Genomic DNA, 14,306 nt, shown 5'->3' on the forward strand with positions numbered 1-14,306 from the left:
ACTCAGGATAATTCGGCATAGAGCAGTGGGCTATCTTGGGTCAGACAGGGTCCGGTCCGGCGCCTGAGGTGTTCTTTTTGGATAGTACGTCCGTCGTCTTGTCGCGTTCCATCAGTCTGCTCCTAATTTGGATCAATGATGGAGGGGGTATCTACGAACTAATCCGATGTAAAACCTCGGTGCTTAGTCTCAAATCGAAGTCGTGCGGAGCGCAAACTCTTCGATACGCGCGGCATACGTCCATTCACGTTCATGCTTCCACGGGTCCTCCGCATTTTTGCGTAGGACCCGTGATGCGTAACGAGTGCCACTTCCTTCTGCCAAGGACAATGGCTCCATAGGGGACGGCTTCACCCGTTTCGACGACTGCGTCCGCATGGCCGCCTTAACCGGTTTGCAGAATAAGCCGCAACTGTCCCCATTAATGCGCAGCTTGAGAAACCTTATCCAGAGTGCTAGAATTTTCTCCTCGGGCCATCGACAACCGCCCGATGAGCCTTTGAGGCCAAGCGTTGTTTCGCTCCAGTTCGGAGTTGGAACATGTCTTGTGTCAGCGCGACTTCTGCATCGACAAATTACGCCAAACTCATAGCGACGTACCGCCGACGCCTAAAGCGGCCATGGCTGGGCCCCTTTGGACGGTTGACGGCATTTTCTCGGTGTCCTGAGCGATTGAGCTCGCGTCCGGAACTGCTCGACCTCAATGACCATTTGCTCGCTGACATCGGTCTATCGAGGCAGGATGCCGGCGAAGATTCCCTCAGGTGCTGTCGGACGCGCCTGACAGTGTGGCACGTCCACTGAGCTCCTGCAGAATATGAGGACGAGGTGACGTGGAAGTCTTCAGTCCCGTAACGACACGCGGAACCTGTACCGTCAGGGACTTCCTTTTCGGGTCGGTCTTGTTGCGTTATTCGCTCGCTCATAACCATCACGGAGTCCGGGGCGATCGTCCAGTCGTTGCCGGCGATGCCCAGCACTGCACGGGCACGAGTACCATCGATCAAAAAGCCCTGAGATGCGGTGAACGACGCGAGTTTGATAGCTGTCGATCCCGGATTTGCTATCTTAGCGGTGTACTTCCATCGATCGCCCGCCTCGTGAACCATGTCGAGCTCGCAGGTCGGGTCGCTGGCGCTCCGAGCTGACTTCCGGTCCTTGGTTTTGTCGATCCGGTTGTAGATCAGGGTCGCGCAGGCCAGCACGAATGCCGCAATGCCACCCCATCGCAGCCAGAACTCAGGGGCCTTTACTCCGGCTTCTTCGGCAAAGGCGACAGAGGTGAGAAGAAAATAAAAGCCAGAACATAGAGAGGCATGTGCAATCTCCGCGTTTGACAGTTGAAAGAACTATCTTGGCGAGATTGCGTGAAGATGTCGAGGCAGTGAGGCGACGTCTTGTACGTCAGTATCATCGTGATCGGACTTGTTCGAAGCCATTTCCCCGCCCTACGCGCAAGGCCCCGCACTTTCGGGAGTTCAATTAGCGGCCCTTGAGGCTGTACCGGGAGCGAAGCTGCCTTTGGATGCGCGCCACGGCGGCCGCGAGTTCAGGGTGACGCCGGCGCTCCCCAGCGTTAGTCAGCGCCGTCCAGTTGTTACCACCGGGGACAATTGCAATCGTGGCGCTGGGTACGGCCGTTTTTGCAAGCTTCTCGTGAAAGAGCCAGATCAGCTCGTCGGCGGGAATTGGCTTCTTAAGCATGACGGTTTGGGCCTGATCGCGTCGTTGCGAAATCAAGCCTAGCCCGGCCCATGCTCTGCTCAAGTTGATATGTTTTGCAGGTGATATAAATGAGTGCACCGTCCGTATCCAAATTTCATGCAGCCCTGATACTGATCAAACGCGCAATCATCGTGCTGGATGCCCTTTGCGACTCCGAGATGAGATTCCAGAACCAGCGGCAGGTCTGGAACAGGGCGATCGACGATGCTGCGTTGGCCTATGGCTACACGGAAGCGACAGTTCGATTCATCCCGACCGCTCGTGAGATCGCCCAGGCCGAAATAGTCGCGGACTGGCTGCTCTGGCTCGGCAACAATAGCGGAGGCGTGCGCCGGCTTGTCTCATGGCCCTACGGAGAGCCGATCTGGCGAATGGCCTAACGGGAGCGCTGCGGCGTCCGGACGATCCACAGCCGCATTGATCCCTCGGTGGCTGCGATCGACTCGCAGACGTCTCAGCAAGCAGCACAGATGGCCCTTGAGATGGTCAGATGCCGGCGCGCCGGTCGTTGAGAGTTTCAAGAAAAGGCCCCAACGCGGGCACGCCTACGAACTTTTCCGGCGGAGGTTGTTGGCGTCTGCAATACCGTTCGCGTCAAGACGTATCAGCACATCTCGATCACGGATCGCCCGGTCTTTGGGCAGGTTGATGGTTCTCTGACCGAACAGGATCGCCGGACCGTGCTTCACGCGATCCCAGACCATCCAACCTCGTATGCGTTGCCGGACCAAATAACGCGCGGACTGCTCTCTATCTTCGTTGGTCATTTGAGATGTCCCCAAATGGTCGCTTCGCGAACTATCTCAGATCAAATTCGTCTTCCATCTGTACGATGATCCAAAGTACCGTTGTACGAAACGCTTCTTCTTGCGGGGTCGTCGCTGGGCTGATGATTGCACCCCAACTAGTGCTCCTATCCTTAAAGAGCAGCAATTTGATACTCGGCAGCCAGCTGCCGAACCTCGCGGCGCGCTCCTTGATGATTTGGGTGAGTTCATCTGCAGTCTTCGGTTGTCTCTCTCGTGGCTTCACGGCCTAAGCCTGAACGCTTTTTGTAGTTGGGAGGCAATTTGCAGCGCGGTGTCCCGGTACTCAACGTCATCGCCATTTTGGGCAGGCGTGAGCCCACACTTCCAACCTGATGGCGTACTAAAAATGAGCAGCTCTAGGTCTGTCGGCCATGGACGCGCAAGCGTTCTGGCGCATTCGGCGCGGATCAGAGCAGCTAGTTCGGTTGCACTAAGGGAACCGTCAATCATCGAAGCACCGGGCTCTCTTCGCAGCAATTTCCTTGCAAGCGCCGTGCCGCGGAAGACTAACTTAGGCGATGAACAAGACGCCTTAGGAACTCAGCCCGAGGAATGCGTCCGCTTTCTTGTTTCGCGTTGCATGCGAGCGGATGCTCAAAACAGTTTGCTTCTCCAGGAGCCGTCCAGTGGTCCGATCGCTTCATCGCCGGACATAGCGAGGATGACTTTGAATCCGCCATCGTCCAATGTTTCTTCGTCTATGTTTCGGATCAGCCTTCTCGCGGCGGAGAAGCGGCTATTTGTGGCGGTCCACTGCTTGCGCCGGCGGCACGCGTCGAACTCTTCCGTGCGCTGCGGCAGGAACACATTCCATGCAGAATTGAAGGCGGTGTGCGCCGTTACAAAGTCCGGCGCGTCGTAGGCCGCCACTATTTTCCCTCGAAGTGCTCACGGTCATTGCCTACCTGCCGGGATTGCGCTCCCCGCTTTCTGATACTCGCGGGCTGAAACCCCATAAGCCGCTTTAAAGCAGCGGCCAAAATGCGTCATGTCCGAAAACCCCCATCCTCGTGCGATTTCGGCTATGGTTCGATGAATCTCGTTAGGATCTGCCAAAGCCGCGCGGCAACGCGAGAGCCGTCGGGACAGAATGAGACGGCGAAGCGAGGAATCCTGATCCGCAAGAAGCGCATTGGCATATCGGACGCTTATTCCAACGATATCGGCGACCTTCTGTCCGTCGAGGTCGGGATCGGCGAGCCTCGCTTCCACCACCGAACGAATCTGTCCCAGCAATAATGCTTTTGGATTCGACAAGCGGACGGTAGCGCTCCCAATTGTTCTAGCAATGGATAATCCGATTAGGTCGAGCACGTGATTGCTGACCATTTCCGCGGTTATAGAAGCTGTCCTCCCAGCGAGCGATGGCAGTTTCGCGGCGACCGAAAGCGCTAGATCATCGTCCACTAGCTCCGGCGTCACGCGGCGCCCGATCAACTCGCGGTTTCCACCGATCCGCGCGCGCAGCTCCCGACGCGGAGCCTTGATGAGGAGGGTTTTCGAGTCTTGCGAAAACCTTGCATCATAAGGCAAGCGCGGCTCAAGGAGCATCAGCGAACCGGCGTCCAGATTAACCTCGCGCGCGTTCTGGACTATCAGTACGCTACCCGACAACTGGTAACACAGGAACACCGTGTCGGGGCTGGTCCGCCCGACGTGGACCAAGGTGTGAGAGACTTCCATCGGGGAGTTGCTGAATTCAACGAGGTCCAGGTTGCCGAACTTTGCAGCGTTGATCTCAGCTTGAAACGTCGCCCGATTTTCCGGCAGTGAGTCATGACCTACGATCTCCTTGCAGGCGAGACTATGCCAATAATCAAATCGATCGCGCGGGTGAACCGAAGAGGTCGAGAATACCGTTTTCACGTATTTTCCGTTCCTTAACCGTAGGTCAGCCGATGAATTGGTCCATGGCAGCCGATTCAAAGTACTGAGCATCAGCTACAAATGAGCGCAACTCGAAACTGGGTCGTTACACGTTCACTCCGACGAAACTTAGTAGCTTTTCGCTGAACCGCTAGATACGGGGCTGGAGATGCAATCTACGGAGCATCATCGTCAAAACACTCAACCGAAAGCACTGCCAGTTGGGCCAAACGGTTCGCTTCCGCGAGCCATTGTTCTGCAGAAGAAAAATAGGACCCCGCAAACGCTGGGGTTTCCACCCCTTATTCTGGTCGAGTCGAAGCGAATAATTTTCTCCACCCCACTTTGCGCAAGATGTGTGTCGGCCGATGGCGTGTCGTCGACAAACTGCCTGGTCTTGTGCGTTTGGGATACGGGTGCCGAGCTTGAGGCAAGCCTTCCAGGTGATCTCGACCTTTTCTTTCTTGTATTCACGTCCTCTCAAAGGCCGGTTTTCAGGCAATGTAGAAGAGTCAGCACGCGGGGCAACGTGATCGAGGTCGCATATCTGCGGACGCAACCGGCTTCCTGCTGAACGAGGGGATGGAGTCGTGAACCAAGAACGTAGCTTCAACGTCGATGAAATATTGTCGGCATCCTGGGATCAGCTGCTTGCCAGAGATCTCGCCTCAGAGGTGGAAAACTTCTCACCCGATAAGCGATGTTCGATTCCGGAATTGCGAAGATTTTTCGCCATTAAGGGCTATCGCGAGCTGCTCGCTAGGTTGAAGATAGCGTGCGAGGACAAAACGTCCTTTGATGCCCTGAAGTCAGTTGCGCGAGCGATGCGACAATATGCGTTGGAGCGCCCCGCCTTGTGGGCTGCCGCATCGAGAACGCCTGTAAATGATTCCGCTGAGTGGCGGTCGGCCCACAACGAACTTTGCGATCTTATCAAATCTGTTCTCAGCGAATGTGGGGTGCATGGACAACACGCAGAAGACGCCTTGTACATGCTTCGCAGCTTGGTGCGCGGCTTTGCAGTGCATCAGATCCTGGGCTCATTCTTGCACGTCTATTCCTATGAAGAGAGCTTCGAAAGGGTAGTCGAGATATACGCGGCTGGGGTGCGCTCGGTGGGGACTGCTACTGCTAAGGCTGCCGTTAGCGCGGCCATTCCGGAATAAACTGCAAGACCGAAATATGGCTCTTGCCGCTGGACCTGTTCTCGACAAGCTCAACAGTGTTATGGGGTGCTGAAGCGAGGGGCCGTAAGGCGCTTTCACGATAACTTTGTTGGCCCTCTTGCGGGCTCGGAAAACTTCCGCTTCTAGGGTGACCAGTAATCAGTCAGCTGCTTAGTTCACTCGCAACCCGTGATGTGGCTGATGCGAGCCATGGTCTCTTCGTAGATGCCGGGGTCAAACATCTCGCCACAAGCGCACCGGATCGGCCTCTGCCAAGCCTGTTGCGATATTCTGCATCCCATAGCGCATATTTATTGGCGAGAGTGCTGGCAAAGGCGCGCGCCTGCGGTCGGCGAAAATTCTCTTCAACGCCGTTGATGTCCGGATGTGCTCGAAAAGTCCGTCGAAGTACGCTGTTGTACGCGAGGGCCCTCAGTTGCTCGCATTGACGTTGTTCGTCGCGCGGTCAACTCTCGCCGTCGAACGTTTTGCGATTAGGAGGCTTCGTGAGATACAGACGTCGAGAGAAGAACGGAGGAGAGCAATCACAGGCTACTCCATGCCCTCCAAAATCCGCTGAACCGCAGACGATTGCATTCTCCCAGCGGTTCACCTGTACGATTGATGAAGCATGCGAGGCGGCCGGTTTGGGACGCACGAAGCTTTACGAACTGATAGGAGCGGGACATCTCGCGACCACAACGGTCGGACGTCGGCGACTCGTGGCAGTACAATCACTTCTGTCGCTTCTTCAAGCGAACATGACGACTTGATGAGGGTGACTTGAGTGGCGCAGCTACATTTTGGTGCATGTTTTCCTTCACACTCTCATTCTGAGCGACCGCTCTCCCTCAACTGGCATGGTTGCTGAAGCTGTCCCAAGTGACCTGATCGGGCTCCTTTAACGTTTTGTTCGCTGCTATCCATATCGAAGCGGTTTTGGCGATGTACGCTCCCAAGTGATCGGTCTCATCGAAAAGCAACGCGCCCCCACCCATATCGGGAACAGTGCCGTAGTCTGCCCGTGGTGTCGGTCGACCATATCCGCTCGCCGGCGGCAGGGCATTCGTTGTCCGGGCAAAACTCAGTCGACATTCGCAAATTGTTGGTATCAACGTTGGTAGCGTCTCGGATCAACCTAGAAAATCATGTGTCTTGTCAATGTTGTAGCTTCGCAATGCGGAGCCGCCCCTGGGCACCAAAGCTCCCGGGCCAGCCGATGGTGCTGGCAAAGCCAGCGAGCAATATAATTCCCGTAATCGCACGGCGCGCCTTGCCGAGTTTGACCGTCTAGGCCCCTCTCCCGTCGGGCGGTGAGCGCTTTGATCGTTCTCGCTCAGGTCGTCCATTTCGGATATTTGAGAAAAGCGAGTAGTGGGACGTCCGCTCCCCGCGGTACAACGTCTCGCTGTTGTGCTGGGAAATTCCTCATGCGGAAGACTATGGCGCTCGATCGACGAAGTGTTCTTGCGTTTGCTGCGATCTTGGCCCTGCCGCGCCTGGCCGTCGCGCAGGTGGCGCCCGAGCGGCGGCGCGTCTCATTCCTACTGAGCACCGCCTATGACGAGCCTATGACCGTTGCACGCCTGGCAGCGATGAAGGCCCGACTTGGCGAGCTTGGATGGGTCGATGGGCGTGTGATCGAGTATGAAGCGCTGTCGTGTCTGAACGATCCGGTCCAACGCAAGGCGATGGCCAAGCAGATCGTGGCACGGACGCCGGATCTCATCATCACGGGTGGCGTGCTCGACGCCCAAGCCATTCTGAGCGAGACCCAGACCATTCCGCTCGTCTTCTCGACGGCCGCGGATCCGGTTAGCAGTGGATTTGTGCAGAGCCTGGTGCGCCCGGGGGGAAATGCCACAGGCTTCACGACCAGCCACCCATCTATGGGCAGCAAATGGCTGGAGATCCTTTTGGAGCTTGCACCTCGCGTCAAGCGCGTCGGTGTGATCTTCAATCCGCTCTCCGCGCCCCGCAATGGCGACTACTATCTCGATCCGTTGAGGGAGATGGCATCATCTTTCGGCGTTGACATCATCCCGCTTCCGATTTCGGATTCGGACAACATATCCGCGCAGATTGCCCGGCTCGGCGGTGCACCGGCCGGCGGGCTTGTCGTGACGCCGGATGCGTTCACCGTCCTCAACCGCAAGGCGATCGTATCCGCTGTCGCGGCAAATGCGGTCCCGGCGGTCTATTCCTATCACTTCTTCATGACCGAAGGTGGCCTGGTCTCCTACGGGTTCAAGTATGAATCGGCGGCGTCGGAGCGCTCGGAGCTGGTGGAGGCGATGGTCGAATACATCGACCTGATCTTGCGCGGCGCCAAGCCCGCGGAGCTGCCGGTGCGATCGCCGCGCACCTATCAGCTGATCATCAATCTCAAGACTGCGAAGTCACTGAATCTGGCGGTGCCGCCGGTGCTGCTGGCCCGCGCGGACAAGATCATCGAATGAGCGCGATTGGCGCCGATCGCGATACACGACCGCCGGTGCGCGGCGGTCTGTTCCGCAAGTATCTCGCCTCCTTTCTGGTGGTCGTTTCGGCGGCGCTGATCGCCAACAATGTGATCGACGCGATATTCTCCTATCGCGAGCAGCAACGCCTGCTGATCGCCGTGCAACGCGAGCAGGCCGGTGCCGCGGCGGACAAGATCGATCAGTTTCTCAAGGAGATCGAGCGGCAGCTCGTCTGGTTGTCCCAGCTCTCGCTACAGATGCTTCCGCCAGAAGAGATGCGCGTCACCGGCATTCGCCTGCTGCGCCTGACGCCGGCGATCTCCGAAATCGCCCAACTCGATCCGCAAGGTCGCGAGCAATTGCGCGTGTCGCGCTATGTGCGTGACATGGTCCGCAGCAATACGGACCTTTCGCAGTCTCCCGCATTCGTCGATGCGAAGGCACGCGGCATCTATTACGGGCCGATCTTCTTCTTCCGCGAGACCGAGCCGTATATCACGGTTGCCGTGAGCGGCGCGGATGGCGGCGTGATCATCGCCGATGTCAATCTGCGCTTCATGTGGGATCTCGTCTCGCAGATCAAGGTCGGCAATGAGGGCAATGCCTTCGTCGTCGATACGAGGGGGCGTCTGATTGCCCATCCCGATCTCCGCCTCGTGCTCAAGAACACCGACCTGTCGGGGCTTTCGCAGGTTGCGTCCGCGCTCGCGGGAAGCGCAGGCAGCGATGCGGATTCCGTCGTCACCGATCTGGCGGGAAAACGCGTTCTTTCGGTTCACACATCCATCGCGCCGGTCGGCTGGAAGGTGTTCGTTGAACTGCCAACTCACGAAGCCTATGCGTCGCTCTACGCGTCGATGCTCAATTCGGCGCTGCTGCTGCTTGTCTCGCTGTTCTGTGCGTTTATCGCGGCGCTGTTGCTCAGCCGTCGTATGGCCGATCCGATCCGTGCGTTGACGGAAGGTGCAGAACGCATCGGAAGCGGCGATCTCGATCAGAAACTCGTCATTCGGACGGGCGACGAACTGCAGACTTTGGGTGAGCAGTTCAACCGGATGGCAGAGCGCCTGCGGGAGTCATATCTGACCCTTGAAGGACGGGTTGTGGCGCGGACGACCGAGCTCGCGCAGGCGCGCGATCAAGCGATCGAGGAACGGGCAGAAGCGCATCACGCGCGACAGGCGGCCGAACTGGCCAATGAAACCAAGTCGCGCTTCCTCGCGGTCGTCAGTCATGAACTGCGGACTCCACTCAACGGCGTGATAGGCGTGCTGCAATTGCTCGATAATAGCCGCCTGGACGAGCGTCAGATCCGCTTGCTCACGGCCGCCAAGGTCTCGGGCGATACCCTGCTCGCACTGATCGAATCGATTCTCGACTATGCCCGCCTCGAAGCAGGCGCCGACAAGCTCGAATTCCGCAGTTTTCGCCTGGATCAACTGATCGAAGCAGATCTGGATCTGTTGAGGGAGGAGGCGGAGGCGAAGGGATTGACGTTGAGCCTGTCGATGCGAGGCGATGTGGCCGCGGATGTCGCCGGCGACCCGATCAAGCTGAATCGATTGGTGCTCAATTTACTCGGCAACGCTGTCAAATTCACCGCGCGAGGTAGCGTCCAGGTCGATCTCGCATTCGATACACTGGATGCTCCCGGCATGCTCCATCTGTCGGTTACGGATACGGGTATCGGAATCGCGCCGGATATTCAGGAGCGCATCTTCGAAGACTTCGTGCAGGCTGACAGCGATATCGAGCGTCGGTTCGGCGGGACGGGGCTTGGCCTCGCCATTTCCCGCCGGTTGGCGCGGCTGATGGCCGGCAATCTCTCGGTCCGCAGCGAACTCGGCAAGGGAAGCACGTTTACTCTGTCCATTCCCCTCGATCGGGCGCAACTGGTGCCGGCCGTTGTCGAGACGAGACCTCCGGCGACGAAGCTGTCCGTGCTGCTCGTCGATGACGATCCGGTCAATCGCGACGTGGGGCATGCCCTCCTTGTTCGTCTCGGTCACGAGCCAGTCGTAGCATCGAGTGGGGCCATGGCTCTGGAGCTCGTTCGCTCAGGTGCCTTCGACGTCGTACTCATGGATGTGCATATGCCGGAGATGGACGGCATTGCCACGGCCAGGCTCATTCGGAAACTGCAGCTTGATCGATCGCCACGGATTATCGCACTGACAGCCGACTTGTCGGATCGCACACAGGGACGGCTCACTGCCAATGGCATCCGCGCGCGCGTAGGCAAGCCGATCACGCTACAGGCGCTGCAATCAGCCTTGCAGGCGGGTGTCGACGATCTGCCAGGCGCCCCGGTTGGTGCGTCCGAGCTAACCGCTGGTTCTCTCATCGATGACGATTTCTTTAACGATCAGGAAGAACTGCTAGGGGTGCCCCGGTTGCGTGGTCTGCGCACCATCTTCCTTGACACCTGCCTTCCGCTGACGCGGAGCATGGTGGAAGCGGCCAGCATGGGGGATCGGCATCACATGCAACGCCTGGCGCATCGGATCGGCAGTGCGGCCAGTGCGCTCGGTCTCGAACGTCTGTTCTTCCAATGCAACGGGATCGAGGCTGATGCGGCGCGATTGCCGGCAGATGCGCTTGAAGCTGTTGCCGTCCAGCTGGAGGCAACCTGCCGTGAATCTATCGCTGCGCTCAATGAACGGTTGCGAGAGTCCGAACAGGCCTAGCGCTTTGATTCGAGCATGAGTTTGTAACCTATGCCCGTCACGGTCGTGATCAGGGGCTGGTTGCTGCCGCTGGCGAGTTTGCGTCGGAGTCTGGCAACGAGGGCGTCGACGGTACGTATATCGACATCGGTCTGCCGATTGCTGACGACTTCGATCAGATACTCCCGGCTGAGCGGCCTGCCGTCGGCGCCGACCAGCGCTGCGAGCAGATCAAATTCGGCGCGCGTGAGATGCACCAGCTCGCCGCCGAGCGTGGACAGTTCGCGTCGCACGAGATCGATGATCCAGCGTCCGAAGACGATCGTGGTGCCGGCGGTCGCGGCGTCACGCTCGATCGCGCGGCGCCTGAGGACCGAGCGAGCGCGCGCGAGCAGGTCGCGCAGGTTAATCGGCTTCGTGACGTAGTGATCGCCAGCCACCTCGAGGCCAAGGATCCGATCAACTTCGGTATCGCGGCGCGTGACGAATATGATGCCGGCCTGGCTTACGCTCTGGATCTCTCTCGCGAGTTCGAACCCATCGCCGTCCGGAAGCTGAACGTCGATGAAAACGAGCTCGGCGCCGTTCTTCCTGATCTTCTGACGGCACTCAGCGCAATTTGCCGCTTCGGCGACGTCAAAGTTGTGATCGGTGAAGTAACCGGCCAGCATGGCCCGCGTCACGGGGTCGTCCTCGACGATCAGGAGCCGGTCGCGGCGCTGCGAATCTCGGTTAAATGAAGGGACCGGCGCCGACATCTTGTGCTCCTGCCGTATCAATGGAATGGCATCTGACCGAAAGCAAGTGATCTGTCCGTTGTTGCCATCTCTGGAGTCTAGTAGCGGATCGAGCCGCCGGCGAACACCATCCAGCCGTCGAGGCTGGAAGCGCTGGCGCGTCGTTCGCTCAGCTCCACGAAGCCGGACAGCGACGGGGCGTCGGGTGCCTGCGGCGCGAGCTGGAAGCGCATACCGCCACCATAGTTGTTCGCGCGAATGACGGGGATTTCCAATACGGTCGGCATTTCATAGCGGCGCTCGCCAGTAGCTGCAAAGACGTAAGGTACGATTGCATGCGGTTCGGCGATGAACGGGAGCTGGGTGCTCCAGCCGAACTCTCCGCGTCCCACCCAGCCTGTATCGCCGGCGAGCGTGCCGGCGGCGAAGCCGGACAGCATGTTGGTGCCAATGATCGGAAACTGCTCGGATGTGAGCATCGGGCGACCGAATGATGTCTGGCCTGCGAGTCCTGCCGAGAGAAACAGATTCTCGGGAAGCGTTTGCATGACGTCGATGCGACCGTCGAGCTTGCTGAATTCGGCGTCTGCGCCTTGCCGCGAAAGTGGGAGCAACGGCGTTGCATCGGCTATGGAGCGGGCCCCAAGCGCATTGATGCCGTGAGAATAGGTTGCCGTGTAGCTGAGGGTGGTTCCGCTTTCGCGTAGTCGCAGGATGCCGTCGAGGCCGACGCGTGGCACGCGCGTACGGTCAAGCGATAGCGGCGTGGCCGGTGTCGTAATCAGCGTGCTGACCTGTTCCTCTGTGAGATCAAATCGCGCATTGAAGCTCAGTTCGGTGTCGCGGCGTTTGACAATATCGTAGGCGAGTTTTGCGCGCCCTTGCCGGAAAACACCCTGTGATGCGAATATCGCATCAACCCGCGGGGTCGTGCGACCATCGGTGACGCCGAGTTCGAACCGCCAGCCGTCGATACCGAGTGGGACGGCGAGGTTTGCACCGAGATAGCGGCGCGTAGGATAGGGCGTCACGAAATCATTGTCGGGCAGTCCGGCGATGGAGATCGAGATCTGTTCGCCAAATCCCGTCAGATTGTTGAGCGAGAAATACGTTGCCGCCTGCCACTCGCCAAAGGATTTGGGCATGCCATTGTCGAGATAGAGGCTCGCCGAGACTGGCCTGTACCGGCCGCTAAGCACCAGAACAGAGCTGCCGACGGCCGAGCCGGAAGCAAAAGTGGCATTGAGAACGAGACCCGGTGTATCGCCCGCAATCAGCAATTGCCGTTCGAGTTCGCTCTGCGTGAGGCGTCGCTTGTTGAGCAACGGCGCCAGCACGGCTGCAACGCGAGCAGCCGATGTTCCGGACAGGGTGCTGGTATCGAATTTCTCGACATAGCCGTCAATGACGCGCAGCTTTACACGTGCGCGCCGATCAAGTTCTTGGGGCAGGATGACGACGCGCACGAGCGGGTAGCCTGCGCGCACATAGGCTTGCTGCAACTTGTCGGCAAGGCCGAACAGATCTGCGACCGTAACGGACCTTCCCAGCAGCGTCGCCGCGGCTTCTTTTCTCGCTATGGCGATCTCATCAAATTCGCCTTCGATGTCGATCCCGGTTAGGATGAAAGTCAGCTTTTTGGCAGCGTCCGGCACGGTTGAGCCGGCGGCGATTTGCGGCAAGGTAATACGCGTCGATGCGGGCGGCGTGGCAATCGTGGGTGGTTGTACGAGGCTTGGTGCGGGAGCGGGGGATTGAGCGAGCGCGCCGCTGCACGGCGATCCCAAGGCGATTGCGATCAACGCCAAGGATTTCTTTGTCGAACGAATAGACATCAAGACAGCCCCAGAACTTCCCACGTGCAGTGCGCATGCATCCGTCGGTCATGCGCAATCCGACGACTGGCATCGTCAGGCTGCAGCGACGCGGCGCATATATGCATGGATAGTTTGGGCATGCATCAACCATAACGGTCGTTGATGGCCGATGTGAACGAGCGTTCACACGGTGTTCGAAACTGATTGCATCCAGCCCCTAATAAGACGCTGGTATCATGGGCATCGGCCGCGTTTGCGCAGCCCGGGGCGGTTCTGCGCTCAACCGATGCAATTGATCGCTTAGGAGTTGAGCAGGTGAGAGATCGTTTCGGCACTTCCATTCGTTGTGATTCCGCTTCGCATGCGCTCAAGCGCGCGATGGCACGGTTGATCCTCGTTGCCGCGATTGTCGCGGGCGTGGTCGATGTTTTGCCGGCCCGGGCGCAGCAGGAAGCACCGAAATATGAAGTCACCGGATTCCGCGATGCCCGTTTCGGCATGACGGAGGCGGAGGTGCGGGCCATCGTGACGAAGGCATTCAATGTCAAGGGGACCGACATCGCGAGCAGCGTGAACAGCATCGAGGGCACGAATGTCCTGACCGTCGCTGTGCCGTCGCTCGATCCTGGTCCGGGCGCTGCACGGGTCGCCTACATCTTCGGCAACAAGTCGAAGAAGCTCATTCAGGTCAATGTCGTCTGGGGCGAGGTCGCCTCCACGCCGCCGGTCGATCCCAATGCGATGATCACTGCCGGCACGCGTCTTGAGCGCTATCTCGCAGGCTTTGTCTGGAAGAAGGACACGCTCCGCTCCGGCATTCCCGTTGGCGACAATACGATTGTGCTGTTCGCCGGCGAGGATGAGAAGAAGGGGGCGGTCCGGCTGATCGCCGATGGCGTCAAATACCAGATGCAGCGCGAAGGCAATCAGACCACGTCGCCGGACCCGAAGGGGCCGCCGAAGCTGATCATCAACTACATCGCTGAACGCGACGATCCCGACATTGCGCGGATCGAGCGCGGCAAATTCTAAACAGGGCAGACAAGACGACCTCGGGA

The 14,306-nt window shown here is 58.6% G+C and carries 13 protein-coding genes; 7 read left to right on the forward strand and 6 right to left on the reverse strand.

Features of this window, described 5'->3' with window-relative positions; all coding sequences use genetic code 11:
- Positions 1 to 540 precede the first annotated feature (540 nt).
- Positions 541 to 804: a DUF1127 domain-containing protein gene (locus LPB73_RS29240; RefSeq protein WP_414716854.1), complete on the forward strand. Its 264-nt coding sequence runs from the start codon at positions 541 to 543 to the stop codon at positions 802 to 804.
- 678 nt (positions 805 to 1,482) lie between these two features.
- Here the strand turns inward: LPB73_RS29240 and LPB73_RS03320 are convergent.
- Entirely contained in the window at positions 1,483 to 1,704 is a 222-nt protein-coding gene (locus LPB73_RS03320) for a hypothetical protein (RefSeq protein WP_231079605.1), read from the reverse strand.
- An 89-nt stretch (positions 1,705 to 1,793) separates the two neighbouring features.
- On the opposite strand from LPB73_RS03320, the gene LPB73_RS03325 reads away from it, so the two are divergent.
- Complete coding sequence (locus LPB73_RS03325; RefSeq protein WP_231079606.1) at positions 1,794 to 2,105, forward strand: DUF6362 family protein; 312 nt, start codon at positions 1,794 to 1,796, stop codon at positions 2,103 to 2,105.
- Positions 2,106 to 2,270: 165 nt separating this feature from the next.
- Here LPB73_RS03325 and LPB73_RS03330 read toward each other — a convergent pair whose 3' ends face one another.
- The 3 genes from LPB73_RS03330 to LPB73_RS03340 form a co-directional block, all read right to left on the reverse strand.
- Entirely contained in the window at positions 2,271 to 2,492 is a 222-nt protein-coding gene (locus LPB73_RS03330) for a hypothetical protein (protein ID WP_231079607.1), read from the reverse strand.
- 636 nt (positions 2,493 to 3,128) lie between these two features.
- Positions 3,129 to 3,404, reverse strand: coding sequence for a hypothetical protein (locus LPB73_RS03335; protein WP_231079608.1), 276 nt, complete (start codon positions 3,402 to 3,404; stop codon positions 3,129 to 3,131).
- 24 nt (positions 3,405 to 3,428) lie between these two features.
- The gene (locus LPB73_RS03340; RefSeq protein ID WP_231079609.1) at positions 3,429 to 4,400 is read right to left on the reverse strand and encodes a helix-turn-helix domain-containing protein; all 972 of its coding nucleotides are present in this window, start codon (positions 4,398 to 4,400) and stop codon (positions 3,429 to 3,431) included.
- Positions 4,401 to 4,990: 590 nt separating this feature from the next.
- Between LPB73_RS03340 and LPB73_RS03345 the strand changes: the two genes are divergently transcribed.
- The 4 genes from LPB73_RS03345 (at position 4,991) to LPB73_RS03355 (ending at position 10,715) form a co-directional block, all read left to right on the forward strand.
- The gene (locus tag LPB73_RS03345; protein ID WP_231079610.1) at positions 4,991 to 5,566 is read left to right on the forward strand and encodes a TetR-like C-terminal domain-containing protein; all 576 of its coding nucleotides are present in this window, start codon (positions 4,991 to 4,993) and stop codon (positions 5,564 to 5,566) included.
- 506 nt (positions 5,567 to 6,072) lie between these two features.
- Positions 6,073 to 6,339: a helix-turn-helix domain-containing protein gene (locus tag LPB73_RS29245; RefSeq protein WP_414716855.1), complete on the forward strand. Its 267-nt coding sequence runs from the start codon at positions 6,073 to 6,075 to the stop codon at positions 6,337 to 6,339.
- Between the two features lie 657 nt (positions 6,340 to 6,996).
- Complete coding sequence (locus LPB73_RS03350) at positions 6,997 to 8,025, forward strand: ABC transporter substrate-binding protein (protein ID WP_231079611.1); 1,029 nt, start codon at positions 6,997 to 6,999, stop codon at positions 8,023 to 8,025.
- Positions 8,022 to 10,715, forward strand: coding sequence for a hybrid sensor histidine kinase/response regulator (locus LPB73_RS03355; protein ID WP_231079612.1), 2,694 nt, complete (start codon positions 8,022 to 8,024; stop codon positions 10,713 to 10,715). The genes LPB73_RS03350 and LPB73_RS03355 overlap by 4 nt, the downstream gene beginning before the upstream one ends.
- Here the strand turns inward: LPB73_RS03355 and LPB73_RS03360 are convergent.
- Positions 10,712 to 11,452, reverse strand: coding sequence for a response regulator transcription factor (locus LPB73_RS03360; protein ID WP_093756926.1), 741 nt, complete (start codon positions 11,450 to 11,452; stop codon positions 10,712 to 10,714). The genes LPB73_RS03355 and LPB73_RS03360 overlap by 4 nt on opposite strands.
- 77 nt (positions 11,453 to 11,529) lie before the next feature.
- Positions 11,530 to 13,239, reverse strand: a complete 1,710-nt coding sequence (locus tag LPB73_RS03365) for a ShlB/FhaC/HecB family hemolysin secretion/activation protein (protein ID WP_231079613.1) — start codon at positions 13,237 to 13,239, stop codon at positions 11,530 to 11,532.
- A 387-nt stretch (positions 13,240 to 13,626) separates the two neighbouring features.
- Here LPB73_RS03365 and LPB73_RS03370 point away from each other — a divergent pair, with 387 nt between their 5' ends.
- The gene (locus LPB73_RS03370) at positions 13,627 to 14,280 is read left to right on the forward strand and encodes a hypothetical protein (RefSeq protein ID WP_120293213.1); all 654 of its coding nucleotides are present in this window, start codon (positions 13,627 to 13,629) and stop codon (positions 14,278 to 14,280) included.
- The last annotated feature ends 26 nt before the right edge of the window (positions 14,281 to 14,306 follow it).

Source organism: Tardiphaga sp. 37S4 (assembly GCF_021044645.1).
Taxonomy (GTDB): Bacteria; Pseudomonadota; Alphaproteobacteria; order Rhizobiales; family Xanthobacteraceae; genus Tardiphaga; species Tardiphaga robiniae.